This window comes from uncultured Dokdonia sp. (assembly GCF_947492535.1).
Classification (GTDB): Bacteria; Bacteroidota; Bacteroidia; order Flavobacteriales; family Flavobacteriaceae; genus Dokdonia.
This window is the reverse complement of record NZ_CANLNH010000012.1, coordinates 1-15,043: the sequence shown is the minus strand read 5'-3', so window position 1 is coordinate 15,043 and position 15,043 is coordinate 1. Positions and strand designations below refer to the sequence as shown.

Below are 15,043 nucleotides of genomic sequence, written 5' to 3'. Positions count from 1 at the left end.
AGAAATTATATAATTAGCCCCGCAAGAGTATATTTTTAGTCTAATCTAAAATAAGTTTTTTATTACCCAACATAATTAATTTACTTTTGCCGTATATGTATACGAGAGCAGAAGAAAATTATTTGAAATGTATCTTTCATTTAGAACAAGAGCACAAAGGAGCTGTTGCAACAAATGCCATTGCTCAAATGATGAGTACAAAAGCATCGTCTGCAACAGACATGATACAACGTCTTGCAGATAAAGAACTCGTTTCCTATCGAAGGTACAAGGGAACTACGCTGACAAAAGAAGGTATTGCTGTTGCTGTTGCTGTGATACGAAAACACAGACTTTGGGAGGTGTTTTTAGTAGAAAAACTCAACTTTCAATGGGACGAAGTTCATGAAATAGCTGAGCAATTAGAACACATCCAATCGGAAGAATTAATCACACGACTTGATAAGTTTTTAGATCATCCAGATTATGATCCGCATGGAGATCCTATACCCGATAAAGATGGAAATATTAAGAAAACCGAAAAGAAAGTACTTTCAGAAATGAGTAAAAGTCAACATGGTATTTTAGTGGGGGTACGTGAAACTAGCGGCGAGTTTTTACAATATCTTGATAAGCGTAACATCGCTATAGGGACCAAAATAAAAGTGCTAGGGAAAGAATTTTTTGATGGTTCAATGATTATTCAAGTTAAAAAAGAACAATTTTTCATCTCAAAAAAGATAGCCGAAAATTTATATATCCAAGTATAATACACAATGTTAAAACTAAATTTTTTGAAAAAATCAATAATCATATTATTCCTCTTGGCACATAGTTTACAAGCAATAGCCCAAGAAACAGAAACAACCCCAGGGCTTGTTACAGATCGTCCTGATGCTACAGAAGCACCCACAGTGGTACCTGTAGGAAGTTTACAAGTAGAAACAGGTGCATTTACAACCTCGTTTGAAGATAACGGCATCAAAGAAGAAGTTTTCACCTACAATACAACCTTATTACGTTATGGGATTTTAGATAATCTAGAGTTGAGAATAGGTTGGAATTTTGAAGAAGTGAAGACCACAATTAATGGAATGGAATCTGGTGATGTCGCTAGTGGTTTATCTCCTTTGTTATTTGGGGCTAAAGTAGCTATAAGTGAAGAAAAGAGGTGGTTTCCAGAAATAGGATTAATTGGCCATATATTCTTGCCTTTTACAGCAAGTTCTGACTTTAAATCAGAATTTACAGCCGCCGATTTTAGATTTGCGTTTAATCATACGTTAAGTGAACGTTCTGGTATAGCTTATAATGTAGGAGGTCAATTAGGAGGTGAATCTGCTGAGTTTGCCTATATATATACACTTGCGTACGGGTATTCAATTACAGATAAATTAGGAGCTTACGTAGAAGTATATGGGGATTTGCCAGAAGATAGTAGTGCTAATCACTTTTGGGATGCAGGTCTTACCTACGCTATTGCACCACTTATCCAATTAGATGCTACCGTAGGGAAGAGCATTACAGAAGGTCAAGACATACTGCTTAGTGTAGGTGTTAGTTTTAGAATTGATAAAAAATAAACAATGAACAGTAAAAATATACTCGTATTTCTTTTCGCTTTAAGCGTACTAAGCTGTAAAAACGATACGACAACCAAAAGCGATCGATTAAATGTAGTCGCAACAACATCTATGATTACAGATCTTGTAAAGAATGTAGGTGGTGATATGATAGATTTACAAGGACTTATGGGTGCAGGTGTAGATCCGCATCTTTACAAAGCAAGTGCAGGAGATGTAACAAAACTTTCTGGTGCAGATATCATATTTTATAATGGGTTGCATCTAGAAGGGAAACTGGTAGAGGTTTTTGAAAAGATGGGGTCGTCTTCAAAAACACAAATAGCATTAGGAGAACGTTTAGATAAATCAACCCTTATAGGATCTGATTATTTTGCTTCAAATTATGATCCACATGTATGGTTTAATATTCAATATTTTAAACAATTTGTAAATGCTGTCGTAGAAGTCCTTTCTGAAAAAGACCCTAAGAATAGTGATCGTTATGCAGCTAATGCTAAAATATATCTTGAAAAATTAGATGTACTTGAAAGTGAAGTAAAAGGAATTATAGAAACGCTTCCTAAAGAAAAGCGAATTTTAGTAACGGCACATGACGCGTTTAATTACTTTGGAAAGAGTTATGATTTTAATGTAGTTGGATTACAAGGATTATCTACAGCAACAGAAGCAGGGGTACAAGATGTACAACGTTTGTCTCAATTTATTATAGATAACGATGTGAAAGCAATTTTTATAGAGAGTTCAGTGCCTAGACGTACTATAGAAGCATTAGAAGCGGCTGTAAAAGCAAAAGATCATGAAGTAGTTATTGGAGGGTCTTTATACAGCGATGCTTTAGGGGATGCAGGAACCATTGAAGGAACCTACATAGGAATGTTTACCTATAATGTAAAAACCATTGTAAACTCGCTAAAGTAAATTGTATACGCTTTCGCGAAATCGAACTTGCAAGACCTGCCTGCTGGCAAGCAGGTTCACAACCATAGAGAGAGCGAAGCGTTAAAGCAAAAACAACATAAAAATGAGTTCAAAAAAAATAGCCATTCGTGTAGATGACTTAACGGTAGCTTATAATTATAAGCCTGTATTGTGGGATATTGATTTAACCATTCCAGAAGGTGTGTTAATGGCTATTGTAGGTCCTAATGGTGCCGGTAAGTCTACGCTAATTAAATCAATTTTAGGGATTATAGATCCTATTGCGGGCAGTGTTACCATTTATGATAAACCTTATGCAAAACAACGTAAGCTAGTTGCTTATGTGCCTCAGAAAGGAAGTGTAGATTGGGATTTCCCTACCACAGCACTTGATGTTGTGATGATGGGTACCTATGGGAAACTAGGTTGGATAAAACGACCTGGTCAAAAAGAGAAAAAAGCATCACTCGAAGCATTAGAAAAAGTAGGAATGCTTCCTTTTAAAAACAGACAAATTAGTCAATTAAGTGGAGGGCAACAGCAACGTGTGTTTTTAGCAAGAGCCTTAGTGCAAAATGCAGCTATTTACTTTATGGATGAGCCCTTCCAAGGAGTAGATGCGACAACAGAAATAGCAATTATTAATATTTTAAAAGAATTACGTAAAGCAGGAAAAACAGTAGTAGTTGTTCATCATGATTTACAAACTGTACCTGAATATTTTGATTGGGTGACTTTTTTAAATGTCAAGAAAATAGCAACAGGTCCTGTGAAAGATATTTTTAATGACGATAATTTGACCAAGACGTATGGAATTAACTATAAAGTAGCGGTTAATCAATAGCTTTTCAGCTTTTAGTGCTTAGCTATTAGATAAAATAGTAAAACATAGTAGATGGAGATAATTTTTAATTTTGAAAAACTTAATGTATATCAAAAATCACTAGATTTTGTAGATGAGATATATGTTTTAGTAAAAAAATTTCCAAAAGAAGAGTTATATGGTCTTAGTTCACAATATAAAAGAGCAGCTTTGTCGATATCTTTAAATATTGGAGAAGGTCAAGGTAGCTCCGATGCTCAATTTAATAGATATTTAAATATAACGTTAGATTCTTTAAAAGAATGCGTTGTGTGTTCGACAGTTGCAAGAAGACAAAATTATATTTCAGAACAAGAAGATTATCAATCTAGAGAAAAACTTCAAGAGCTGGCAAAAATGATTCAAGGAATTAAAAAATTCATTAAGAACAATAGCTAAAGGCTAATAGCCAAAAGCTAAAGACTATGGACATCAAAGAGTATTTTAGTTTAGTATTTTCAGATTATACCTTGCGTACTATTACGTTAGGCACCGCTATTCTTGGTGCTATTTGTGGTATGTTAGGAAGTTTTGCAGTACTTCGGAAGCAAAGCCTTTTAGGAGATGCTATTTCACATGCTGCATTGCCTGGTATTGCATTGGCGTTTATTATTACAGGTACAAAAGACACAAACTTGCTATTATTAGGAGCGTTAGTAAGTGGATTAATAGGGACGTTTTGGATACGAGGTATGATTACAAAAACACACCTCAAAAGTGATACAGCTTTAGGGCTGATTTTATCATTGTTTTTTGGATTTGGTATGTTGCTACTCACTTTTATCCAAAAACAACCCAATGCAAATCAAGCAGGGCTAGATAAATATTTGTTTGGACAAGCAGCTACTTTAGTTGAGAAAGATGTCACCCTTATGGCAATAGTAACTGGAGTGTGTCTTGTCGTGCTATTGCTATTTTGGAAAGAGTTTAAAATATTACTTTTTGATGCAGATTATACCAAGACACTAGGATTTAATACACGATTTATAGATGTACTGATTACCTTTTTTATTGTATTAGCTATTGTGTTAGGGTTACAAACAGTAGGAGTGGTATTAATGAGTGCGATGTTATTGGCACCTGCTGCTGCAGCTAGACAATGGACAAATAAACTGAGTGTTATGATTGTACTCGCAGCAATTTTTGGTGCTTTTTCTGGAGTGTTCGGAACAGCCATCAGTGCAAGTCAAAATAATCTATCCACAGGTCCTGTTATTGTATTAGTAGCAGCTGTATTTGTGTTATTCTCATTTATCTTTTCTCCCGGAAGAGGGATTCTTTTTAAACAAATTCGGTTCTGGCAAAATAGAAGAGATTTAAAACTTCAAAAAACATTACAATTCATGTTTGATATTGCAAAAACACATGAAGATATATCGCATCCACATGCCATTAAAATATTGAATAACTTCCAAGGATTTACTAGAGGATCGTTAAAAGAAATGGAAGAAAAAAAATGGGTAGAAGTGCAAGGACAAAAATGGTCACTCACACAAGACGGTTATAACGCTGCCGAAAACTTATATAAACAATAATGTCATTACCTCAAATAGAAATACAATTAATAGCCGCTATCGTTGCCATTGCTTGTGCCATACCAGGCGTGTTTTTGGTATTGCGTAAAATGGCACTTATTAGCGATGCGATAAGCCATTCTATACTTCCAGGTATTGTAATAGGTTTTTTCCTGACAGAAGATTTGAATTCTCCTTGGCTTATTTTGCTAGCCGCTGTTACAGGTGTAATTACAGTAGTTTTAGTAGAGGCTATTCAAAAAACAGGCTTAGTCAAAGAAGATACGGCTATAGGGCTTGTGTTTCCAGCATTATTTAGTATTGGCGTTATTTTAATCGCTAAAAATGCAAACGATGTTCATTTAGATGTAGATGCTGTATTACTTGGGGAATTAGCATTTGCCCCTTTTGATCGTCTTATGGTTGCTGGAACAGATATAGGTCCTAAATCATTATGGGTAATGGGAATTATTTTAAGCATCACGATAGGATTATTAATTGCCTTTTTTAAAGAACTTAAAGTAAGCACGTTTGATGCAGGATTATCTTCTGCCTTAGGGTTTTCTCCAGTGGTATTACATTATGGATTAATGTCTGTATCATCAGTTACTGTGGTAGGTGCTTTTGATGCGGTAGGAGCCGTTCTTGTAGTTGCACTGATGATTGCACCAGCTGCTACGGCGTATCTACTCACTTCAGATCTTAAAAAGATGCTAGGACTATCGATTCTGTTTGGTGTGAGTTCTGCCATTGCAGGATATTGGGTAGCTCATTTACTTGATGCCTCTATTTCGGGATCTATGACTACGGTATTAGGTGTTGTGTTTTTAATGGTATATCTATTTGCTCCTAATAAAGGATTGATTGCTGTTATGTATAGACAAAAGCAACAACGCACAGAGGTGTCATTACTTACCTTCTTGTTGCATTTGAATAATCACACAGAAGAAAGTGAACGTCATATCAATCACCTTAACGAGCATATTAATTGGCAAAGAGTACGATCACAAACGGTATTAGATCTCGCTCAGAAGAATAATATGATTACGATTACAGATAGTATCGTCACATTAACTTCCAAAGGAAAAGAGTTTACTGATCTTGCGCTGGAGTATATCATTACCAATAAAGATGAAAAAATTGAGCACATGAAAGACAATTTTTTCCTTTTTAGAGGATAAATATGCAACATGGCATTATTCTTGTCGTTAATATATAGTAAATCAGACTTTATGAAAACCATACGTATATTCCTAGTTCTTATTTCTTTTTGCGCTTTCGCGAAAGCACAAAACGCACCAACCACAAGTTCTGTAGATCATCTCGCATTTGAACTTGGCATCGGAGAACATCAGCAAATCAATGCTGTAGAAGTTACTTTTTTAGAAGTGATGGAAGATTCTAGATGTCCAAAAGATGTAGACTGTGTATGGGCTGGACGAGCAAAAGTTAAAGTACGTATTGAAGAAAAAGGACTGAACCCTGTAGAAAAAGAGGTGGTTTTTGATGCATCAGGAAAAGATAATATCTTACATATTTCTGATGATTTAGTTATAAAAGCAGTTCGCTTATCTCCATATCCTGAAACAAGTACAGCTAAAAATAATCGTGTGTATTATTTAGAATTACAAGTGTAATTTTAGCTGTTTTTATGAAGCTTCTTTAGTTTGTATATATGCTTTGGCAGAAAAAAGCAATACGATTTCTATGGCAAAAGCAAAAATGCATAAGAGATAATGAATGCCAAATATGTAATAGAGAATAAGCGCTAGAATAAAATTTCCAACAAAATAGTCGAAACCTACAGCCAGTTCCTTAATGAAATTGTCTTTATCATTTTTGTAATCAAAAATATAGCCTATAATGACAAAGAGTAGACCCATCTAGTGACATCCGCAATTACCATCACCACATCCATCTTTCGATTTTTTCTTTAGAAAAGAAGGTGTCCATACAAATTTAGAGACTAAATAGCCTATAGCAATTAGAAAGACTGAAAAGACAATGATGTTTTGAAATTGATCCATAAAACAAACTATTTAATAAATTCTCTACGATAAGTCGTACTGAAAAAGATTTCTTTACTACTTAAAAGTTTGATAAGCTATTAAAGCTACAAGATACGCAAAAGCACTCATGACTCCTAATTGAAGCATGGGCCATTTCCAGCCGTTGGTTTCCCGTTTTACAATAGCTAATGTGCTCATACACTGCATGGCAAATGCATAAAATAACAGTAGAGAAAGACCGCTAGCAAAATTAAATCGAAGTTTTCCAGAAACAGGATTTAACTCTTGAGCCATACGATTTTTAATAGTTTCTTCTTCATCATCTCCAACACTATATATAGTAGCAAGCGTACCTACAAAAACCTCTCTCGCAGCAAATGAGGTAATCAATGCAATACCTATTTTCCAATCATATCCTAAAGGCTCAACAGCAGGTTCTATAAACTTTCCGAGATATCCTATGTAACTTTTTTCTAATTTATAGGAAGCAATTTTTTGTTCTAAATCCGCTTTCGCGAAAGCGCCCTCTTCCATTTGAGCAGTGACGATAGCTTCTGCATTTGAAAAATCTTTCGTAGGTCCGTAAGAAGCCAATACCCATAAAACAATAGAAATCGCAAGGATAATTTTACCTGCATCAACCACAAATGATTTCGTTTTTTCTAAAACGTTAATAGCAACATTTTTAAATAACGGAAGCTTATAATTAGGCATTTCAATCACAAAGAAAGACTTGCTTTTTATCTTGAGTATTTTATTGAGTAACCATGCAGACCCAATAGCTGTTCCAAATCCTATAAGATATAATAGCATAAGGGTAAGTCCTTGTAGGTTGAAAAATAAAAACTTCTCGTCTGGAATGACTAATGAAATAATAATAAGATATACAGGTAATCTTGCCGAGCAGGTTGTGAAAGGAGTAACTAAAATCGTGATAAGGCGTTCTTTCCAACTCTCAATATTACGTGTTGCCATAATCGCTGGAATTGCACAGGCAGTCCCTGAAACTAACGGAACAACACTTTTTCCACTCAAACCAAAACGACGCATCACTCGATCCATGAGAAATACCACACGACTCATATAGCCGCTTTCTTCCAAAATAGAAATGAATAAAAACAAAAAGGCTATTTGTGGTATAAAAATGACAATCCCTCCTAATCCAGCAATAATACCTTCAGCTAAGAGATTGGTGAGTGCGCCAGAGGGAAGCGTATTTTTAACCCACTCACTTAAAGAAGCAAAACTAGCATCAATAAAATCCATTGGATATTGAGACCAATTGTAAATTACTTGAAAAATGAGCATTAATATGGCAAAGAAAATTACATACCCCCATACTTTATGAGTCAACGTTCTATCTAAACGCGTGCGTAAATCTTTTGCATTAGCACTATCTATCGTTAATGTTTCTTTTAAAACATCATTGATAAACTTATAGCGGATAATGGTTTCCTTTTGTTGTAAGCGTTTAAGATTACTTACCGATTCTGTTTTAAAAGAAGCAATGGTATTCATCTCATTACGTTCTACTTTTCCAAAATTTACGTCTTGTGTAATGACAAGCCATAATTTGTATAAGTCTTGATTAGGAAATGCCTTTCGTAACCTGTCAAAATAATCAGGTGCAATAACAGAAGCATTTACACAAGGTTTTGTAGAGATATTTTTATATTCAGAAATAAGTTGCTTGAGATAATCTATTCCTTGATTTTTTCGGCTACTTATTAAAGCAATTTTTGTGTTTAGATGCTCTTCCATTTTTGGAATGTCTAAACTGATGGCTTTGCGTTTCATGCGATCAGCCATATTGATCGCTAAAATAGTAGGGATACCAAGGTCTTTTATCTGCGTAAAAAGGAGTAGATTTCTTTTTAAATTTTCAACATCAGATATAACAACAGCGACATCGGGAAAATCTTTGTCTTTTTTATTGAGTAATAGTTCAATAACGACATTTTCATCAAGAGAAGAAGCATTAAGACTATAGGTGCCTGGTAGATCGAGAATATGAGCTTTTACACCTCTGGCGAGTTTGCAAATTCCTTCTTTTTTTTCTACTGTAATACCTGGGTAGTTTCCTACTTGCTGGTTAAGCCCTGTAAGATGATTAAATACAGAAGTCTTTCCTGTATTAGGATTTCCTATAAGTGCTACATTGAGTTGTTTTGCCATAAAATTAAGATGGCGTTTCTATTAATATATGTAAAGCAGTCTCTTTACGTATGGCAAGATGACTCCCATTTACATTAATATACATTGGATCAGAAAAAGGGGCTAGTTGCAAAAGTTGCACTTCATTGCCAGGAAGACAGCCCATCTCAAGTAACTTAAGAGGAACTTTATCTGTTGCTATATCTTTAATAATAGCTTTTTCTCCTTTCTGTAAGTGAGCAACTGTTTTCTTCAATGCTTATTTAGATTAAATTTAAACAAGGCAAAAATACTGTATTTCTAGGAAAGGAGAAAGGGAATTTTTTGTTAAAAAGATGAATTGACTTTCAATAAGATTAATTTAATAATTTCTCTAACCATCCCTTTTTTGGTTCATACTCCATTTTCAAAATTTCAATGTCTTCTAATAAGTTTAGAATAGCTTCATCCTTAGTTCCATCATAATATCCTCGGATATATCCTTTTTTATCTACGAGCATAAAGTTTTCTGTATGCACCATGTCAAGATCGTCTTCAGTTCCAGGGATATCTTGAACAGCTAAATAATGTTTTCGCGCAAGCGTAAATATTTCCTTTTGAGAGCCTGTTACTAAATTCCAACGAGTATCATCAACGCCTTTTTGGATAGCATATTTTTTGAGGATATCAGGAGTATCATATGCGGGTATAACAGAATGTGATAATAATTTTATTTCAGGATCATTCTTGAGTTCTTGTTGAATCTCCACCATGTGTTCTGTCATAATAGGACAGATTGTTTGACACGTAGTAAAGAAAAAGTCTGCTATGTAAATCTTTCCTTTATAATTATCTTGGGTGATGGTGTCATTATTTTGATTAATTAAAGAAAAATCTCCTATACGTTGCTTTCTTTTACTGTCTTGTAACGTAGAATCTACTAAAGCGCGATTTATATCTTTTGCTTTAATATAGCCTAATCTCTTTTGAGGTTTAAGTTGACTATATATTAATATCATAATAATAACGGACAAAGTAGTCATTGTGATGATAAAAATTTTATACCGCTTAAAAAAGTGTAACATACAACTCATTTTTTGCAAAATTACGACTGGAATTCGAGTTGATATGCTTTTTTACCTTAAAAAAAAGTGAAAAGGCATGTACAAAGTAGTAATTGCTTTCTTAAACCATGTGAAAAGGTTACTTTTGTGCGTTTTAAATTTTGACTTACAACAGCCATGGAGCTATTTATACAGATATCACAATTTGTCCTTGCCATTTCTATTTTAGTGATCTTACACGAGTTTGGTCATTTCTTACCAGCACGCTGGTTTGGAATTAAAGTAGAAAAGTTTTTCTTGTTTTTTGATGTGAAGTTTGCCCTTTTTAAAAAGAAAATAGGAGAAACTGTATATGGAGTTGGTTGGTTACCATTAGGAGGATATGTGAAGATTGCGGGTATGATAGATGAGAGTATGGACAAGGAGCAAATGAAAAAAGATCCTGAGCCATGGGAATTTAGATCAAAACCAGCTTGGCAACGCCTTATTGTAATGGTAGGAGGAGTAACAGTAAATGTGATACTCGCTTGGGTTATTTATAGTACAATGCTTGTTGTAAATGGAGATACTTATATACCTGCAAATAATTTAAAATATGGAATTGATGTCAGTGAAGCGGGTGAAGGCTTAGGTTTTAAAAATGGAGATCAAATTCTTGCAATAGATGGAAAACCAGTAAAGCGATTTGATAAGTTTTTACCTATGGATGTGCTGTTAGGAGACGAGGTGACAGTCCTAAGAGGGGATCAAGAAATGACGTTTCCTATTAAAGACTCTGGAAAAAAACTGGTACTTAATGCTGAGAGAGGACGATTTATTACTCCTGCATTTGCTCCTAAAGTTGGTGATATAGATGAAGGTAGTATTGCAGAAGCCCTTGGTTTAGAAGTTGGCTCAGAGATTTTGAGTATGAATAATAAGAAAGTTAATTTCTGGAGTGATGTGCATACCGCTATACAAGATAGTAAAGGAGATGTTCTAGAAATTAAGTATGCTCTTAATGGAAATTTCTCTCATAAATTTGTTCACTTACCAATGAATGGAACATTTGGAGTTTTTGCAGATACCAAAGGATATTCTAAAACAGATGAGTATAGTATCTTATCATCCATTCCTGAAGGATGGAACCAAACCATTGGAGTGTTAAAAAATCAGATAAAACAATTCAAACTTATATTTAATAAAGAAGTCCAAGGATATAAAAATGTAAAAGGGCCTATTGGAATTGTTGAGATGATGGAACCTACTTGGGATTGGACTGCATTTTGGTCTTTTACGGCTATGTTTTCTGTTTGGTTAGCATTTGTAAATATATTACCTATACCTGCACTTGATGGAGGTCATGTAATGTTTTTATTATATGAGATGATTTCTGGAAAAGCACCTTCAGAAAAAACACTAGAACGTGGTCAAATAATTGGGTTCATTATAGTAATGGGGTTAATGGTCGTAATTTTTGGAAATGATATCTGGAATTTGTTTAAATAAATTCTTTTGCTTTCGCGAAAGCGTATAATAGTAAAATCTTATTATTTAATTAATATCAATAGCCATTTGTTATAGTTTTGAGTTTTCTTAACTTTTTTAAGACGTCTTAAATCTCTTTTTTGTATTTTATCTACCCTAGATAGTATTTTCATCTTTACAGTCCTTAAAATGCTTTATTTTAAGTTTTGTAGTTTTTCTTAAAAAAAGATAGTTTCTATATATAACTTGAAAAGGTTTTTTGATTAGCCATCTATATTATCACCCCCTTATAGTGTGGTTAAATTAATTTTTTATGGTTTTTCCGTAAAAAACACATATTGTTAATAACTATGTGAATAAAATTATGTATCTTGTCGATTTTTTTAAGCACTTTATCGATTATTTGGAATATTGATAGCCTTAAAAATGAGTTAAAACAGTAATTTTTATTTTAGCATAATGATTAGAATGTTCAATCTTTTATATGGTTCCCTACTATATAAAAGGTTCCTAATTTTTTTGAATAAATAATAATCAAACCAAAAAAACCCTATGAATAATAAGGTAGCCCTCGCCTTGTTGTCAGAAACATGTGTAATCCTAAAAAGCATATCAAATTTGATAATGCTATTATGGTATGTGTTTCTAATTTTTCTTCAACAACACAGTGATTTCTTTGCTGTGACTACACTTGGCTCTCTAATTGTTTTTAGTGAATTGATTAAAATGAATGCGTTAAAAAGGCTATTGAGTTCTTTTTCACGTACATACAATATAGATACACTAACTCAACATCAAAATAATATGCATCTGATATATTCAGGTGTTAAAAGAAGAAGCGTATGAAAATCAATACTCGATTCTCAATCATTTTAAACAAAATTCATACTATATTTATATATGGTGTGCTTTGTGTTTTAACATTGTTTGCTACTATACCTGTTTATAGTCAAGAAACACCTGTTTTTCCTAATAATCAAGTGTTGGTATCTGGTACTATAAACCAACCAGGATCTGTTTATAGATTTTCAGATGTTTCATTAAATGTTAATGGAGGAACATTGAATGTAGATGCGCTAGTGACACTAGTGAGTTTTACTGGAACTCCAGTAGTAAATACGGTAGATGGAACCACAGCTGTTGTAAACAGATTTGAGCCTTCCATTACTTATGGAACTCCTGGTGATGCGGTAACTTGGAATATTCAATTTATTATTGCAGATTCTTCGGAACCAAACCTAGCAGACGCAGTTTCAATCCCTCTAGATTCCTATAGTATGGAAATCATAGACATGGATGCTCAAGAATTTGCAATAGTTACGATACCAGCTAGTTATGAATTAGAAGGTCAAACACCTCCTGGAACTATAATTACTGCGGGAGCTCCTATGGGAGGTACCATACGATTTGATAGTGCAAATATCACAGATCCAGGAGTTGATGCTGCAAATACAAGATCTGTAGTTCGACTCAATTATGTGAATACAAGTAATATTAATTTTACATTAGGAAGAGCAAATAATGATCCAGTTACAACACGGCAGATTTCTATAGGCTTTTTAGGAGAAGTTGTTTTTGGGAATCCTACAAGTGTAGCAACCAATGACCCTCCTACAATTGTCAATAATCTAGATAATACAGTTCAAGCAAATTCAACAGGAAATACTCCAATAAATGTGTTAGCAGGATCTTCAGATCCTGATGGTAATTTAGACTCTTCTGCAGTTACATTAATAGACCCTAATAATCCTACAAATATTGGCACTGTGGGGAGTCCTTTAGTAATTCCCGGAGTGGGTACCTATGTAGTAGATGCAACAGGTAATGTAACCTATACACCTGCAGCTAACTATACGGGCCCGGCTAATATAACATTTAGAGTAGAAGATGACTTAGGGACATCTTCTAATACAGCCATCTTAGAGATTACAGTAGTAGCAGACCCTTCAGATCCAACAGGTTCTGGGAATCCTGATTTTGATGGAGATGACGTGTCTGATATTGTAGATGTAGATGATGATAACGATGGTATTTTAGATACCAATGAAGGGTTTAGTTGTGCAACATCCATTAATGTAGGTACTGCTCCTTCTGGAAATCAAAATGGGGTAGGTTTTATTAATGATATTTATGATTTTGACGGTGTAGATGTAGATGTAACAACGTCTATCGTAAATGTAAATGCACCAACCACTTTATCACAATTATTAGTTGAAGATGCAACGACATTAAGAGTACAAGGACAAGCCGTAGATGATGGTATTGGTGAAAGTTTGACTTATATATTTACGTTTAGCGAGCCTGTTTTGAATCCTCAATTTGTATTCTCAGGAATTGATGGAGGAGATAGAGTTACTATAAGTGCAGTAGGACCAAATACTCCAATTGTTCAACTAGGACCGTTAGAAAATAAAACAGCCTTAGATGGTGGTTATGATGGGACCCCGCTTCCATCTCAAAATCCAAGTGGAGCATTGTTGTTTGATCTAGAAAATAACAATACAAACGCTGCTACCATTACTTCTTTTACACAAGGTTCTGGAAATACCTCTTTAAATAGCTCTGATGTCCAAATTACAGGAATAGTTTCTAGTTTTAGTATTTCAACTCGAAAAGCAAGACAAGATGGAGATAATGTCAATACTGGAAATGTAACCTTTCTATTTTCAGATTTTGGATATTGTACATTTGAAGACACTGATAATGATGGTATTCCTAATCATCTAGAAACAGATGCAGATGGAGATGGATGTAATGATGTATTAGAGTCTGGAGGAACAGATGATGATGGAGATGGTGTTTTAGGAGATGATCCTACTGTAGTAAATGGAACTGGACAGGTAACTGGTGGAGGAGATATTTCAGGAGGATATAATGGTGTAAATGGAAATGAAAATCAAGCTACACAAATTGTTATAACAACAGATCTTTCTGATCAAGCTATCGTTTCTGGAGGAACAACCTTTACTGTAGGAGCTCGAGGTGATAATGCAACAAGTTATTCTTCTGGCGCGCCTGTATATGGGACTCCAGGTAATGCAAATGGAGGACTTAATTATGAGTGGTATCAAGGAGACCCAAATTCAGCAGGTGTATTGATAGATGGTTCTGATACAAATTTTGAAGATTTTACCACGGCAACACTTACTATAGTGGATGTTACAGGATTGGGAGGGACAGAATTTTTTGTAGTAGTTACGCATGATGATAATGTATGTGTGGAATTAGAATCTAGTGGATTCTTAATTGTTCCTGTCACTGAAGATGATACAGCAACTGTAGATGAGGATGTTGCTGTTAATATTGATGTATTAGATAATGATGATACAACAGGAGCTACTTCAGATGTGACTGATGTTACAGATCCAGCCAATGGAACGGTAACGATCGAATCAGATGGAACGGTGACTTATACCCCAGATCCTGATTTTAACGGAACGGATAGTTTTGAATATACAGTAGTTGTGACGAATCCAGATGGATCGACCTCTACGGATACCGCTACAGTAGT

15 protein-coding genes are annotated in these 15,043 nt (G+C 34.4%); 10 read left to right on the top strand and 5 right to left on the bottom strand.

Annotated elements, in window-relative coordinates; all coding sequences use genetic code 11:
- Positions 1-95 precede the first annotated feature (95 nt).
- The 8 genes from Q1A60_RS15255 (at position 96) to Q1A60_RS15220 (ending at position 6,496) form a co-directional block, all read left to right on the top strand.
- Positions 96-749, top strand: coding sequence for a metal-dependent transcriptional regulator (locus Q1A60_RS15255; RefSeq protein ID WP_299766720.1), 654 nt, complete (start codon positions 96-98; stop codon positions 747-749).
- Positions 750-773: 24 nt separating this feature from the next.
- Positions 774-1,562, top strand: a complete 789-nt coding sequence (locus Q1A60_RS15250) for a transporter (RefSeq protein ID WP_299766718.1) — start codon at positions 774-776, stop codon at positions 1,560-1,562.
- 3 nt (positions 1,563-1,565) lie between these two features.
- Positions 1,566-2,483 (top strand): zinc ABC transporter substrate-binding protein, encoded by a 918-nt coding sequence (locus tag Q1A60_RS15245; RefSeq protein WP_299766716.1) that lies wholly within the window; start codon positions 1,566-1,568, stop codon positions 2,481-2,483.
- A gap of 103 nt (positions 2,484-2,586) precedes the next feature.
- The gene (locus Q1A60_RS15240) at positions 2,587-3,327 is read left to right on the top strand and encodes a metal ABC transporter ATP-binding protein (protein ID WP_299766714.1); all 741 of its coding nucleotides are present in this window, start codon (positions 2,587-2,589) and stop codon (positions 3,325-3,327) included.
- Between the two features lie 51 nt (positions 3,328-3,378).
- Positions 3,379-3,744, top strand: coding sequence for a four helix bundle protein (locus Q1A60_RS15235; RefSeq protein ID WP_299766712.1), 366 nt, complete (start codon positions 3,379-3,381; stop codon positions 3,742-3,744).
- 26 nt (positions 3,745-3,770) lie between these two features.
- Positions 3,771-4,880, top strand: a complete 1,110-nt coding sequence (locus Q1A60_RS15230; RefSeq protein WP_299766710.1) for a metal ABC transporter permease — start codon at positions 3,771-3,773, stop codon at positions 4,878-4,880.
- Positions 4,880-6,040, top strand: a complete 1,161-nt coding sequence (locus Q1A60_RS15225) for a metal ABC transporter permease (RefSeq protein ID WP_299766708.1) — start codon at positions 4,880-4,882, stop codon at positions 6,038-6,040. Before Q1A60_RS15230 ends, Q1A60_RS15225 begins: the two co-directional genes overlap by 1 nt.
- Before the next feature lie 51 nt (positions 6,041-6,091).
- Positions 6,092-6,496 (top strand): hypothetical protein, encoded by a 405-nt coding sequence (locus tag Q1A60_RS15220; RefSeq protein WP_299766705.1) that lies wholly within the window; start codon positions 6,092-6,094, stop codon positions 6,494-6,496.
- A gap of 12 nt (positions 6,497-6,508) precedes the next feature.
- Here Q1A60_RS15220 and Q1A60_RS15215 read toward each other — a convergent pair whose 3' ends face one another.
- From Q1A60_RS15215 to Q1A60_RS15195, 5 genes are all read right to left on the bottom strand, one after another.
- Complete coding sequence (locus tag Q1A60_RS15215; protein WP_299766703.1) at positions 6,509-6,742, bottom strand: hypothetical protein; 234 nt, start codon at positions 6,740-6,742, stop codon at positions 6,509-6,511.
- Positions 6,743-6,886: a hypothetical protein gene (locus tag Q1A60_RS15210; protein ID WP_299766701.1), complete on the bottom strand. Its 144-nt coding sequence runs from the start codon at positions 6,884-6,886 to the stop codon at positions 6,743-6,745.
- Positions 6,887-6,943: 57 nt separating this feature from the next.
- Positions 6,944-9,043 carry a ferrous iron transport protein B gene (feoB, locus tag Q1A60_RS15205; protein ID WP_299766699.1) on the bottom strand — a complete coding sequence of 700 codons (2,100 nt, stop codon included), beginning with the start codon at positions 9,041-9,043 and terminating at the stop codon, positions 6,944-6,946.
- Between the two features lie 4 nt (positions 9,044-9,047).
- Positions 9,048-9,278, bottom strand: coding sequence for a FeoA family protein (locus Q1A60_RS15200; RefSeq protein WP_299766696.1), 231 nt, complete (start codon positions 9,276-9,278; stop codon positions 9,048-9,050).
- A gap of 100 nt (positions 9,279-9,378) precedes the next feature.
- Complete coding sequence (locus Q1A60_RS15195; RefSeq protein WP_299766694.1) at positions 9,379-10,086, bottom strand: SCO family protein; 708 nt, start codon at positions 10,084-10,086, stop codon at positions 9,379-9,381.
- Between the two features lie 156 nt (positions 10,087-10,242).
- Here Q1A60_RS15195 and rseP point away from each other — a divergent pair, with 156 nt between their 5' ends.
- Complete coding sequence (gene rseP / locus Q1A60_RS15190; RefSeq protein ID WP_299766692.1) at positions 10,243-11,553, top strand: RIP metalloprotease RseP; 1,311 nt, start codon at positions 10,243-10,245, stop codon at positions 11,551-11,553.
- Between the two features lie 821 nt (positions 11,554-12,374).
- Positions 12,375-15,043 (top strand): Ig-like domain-containing protein (locus tag Q1A60_RS15185; RefSeq protein WP_299766690.1); only part of this gene is annotated, 2,669 nt, incomplete at its 3' end.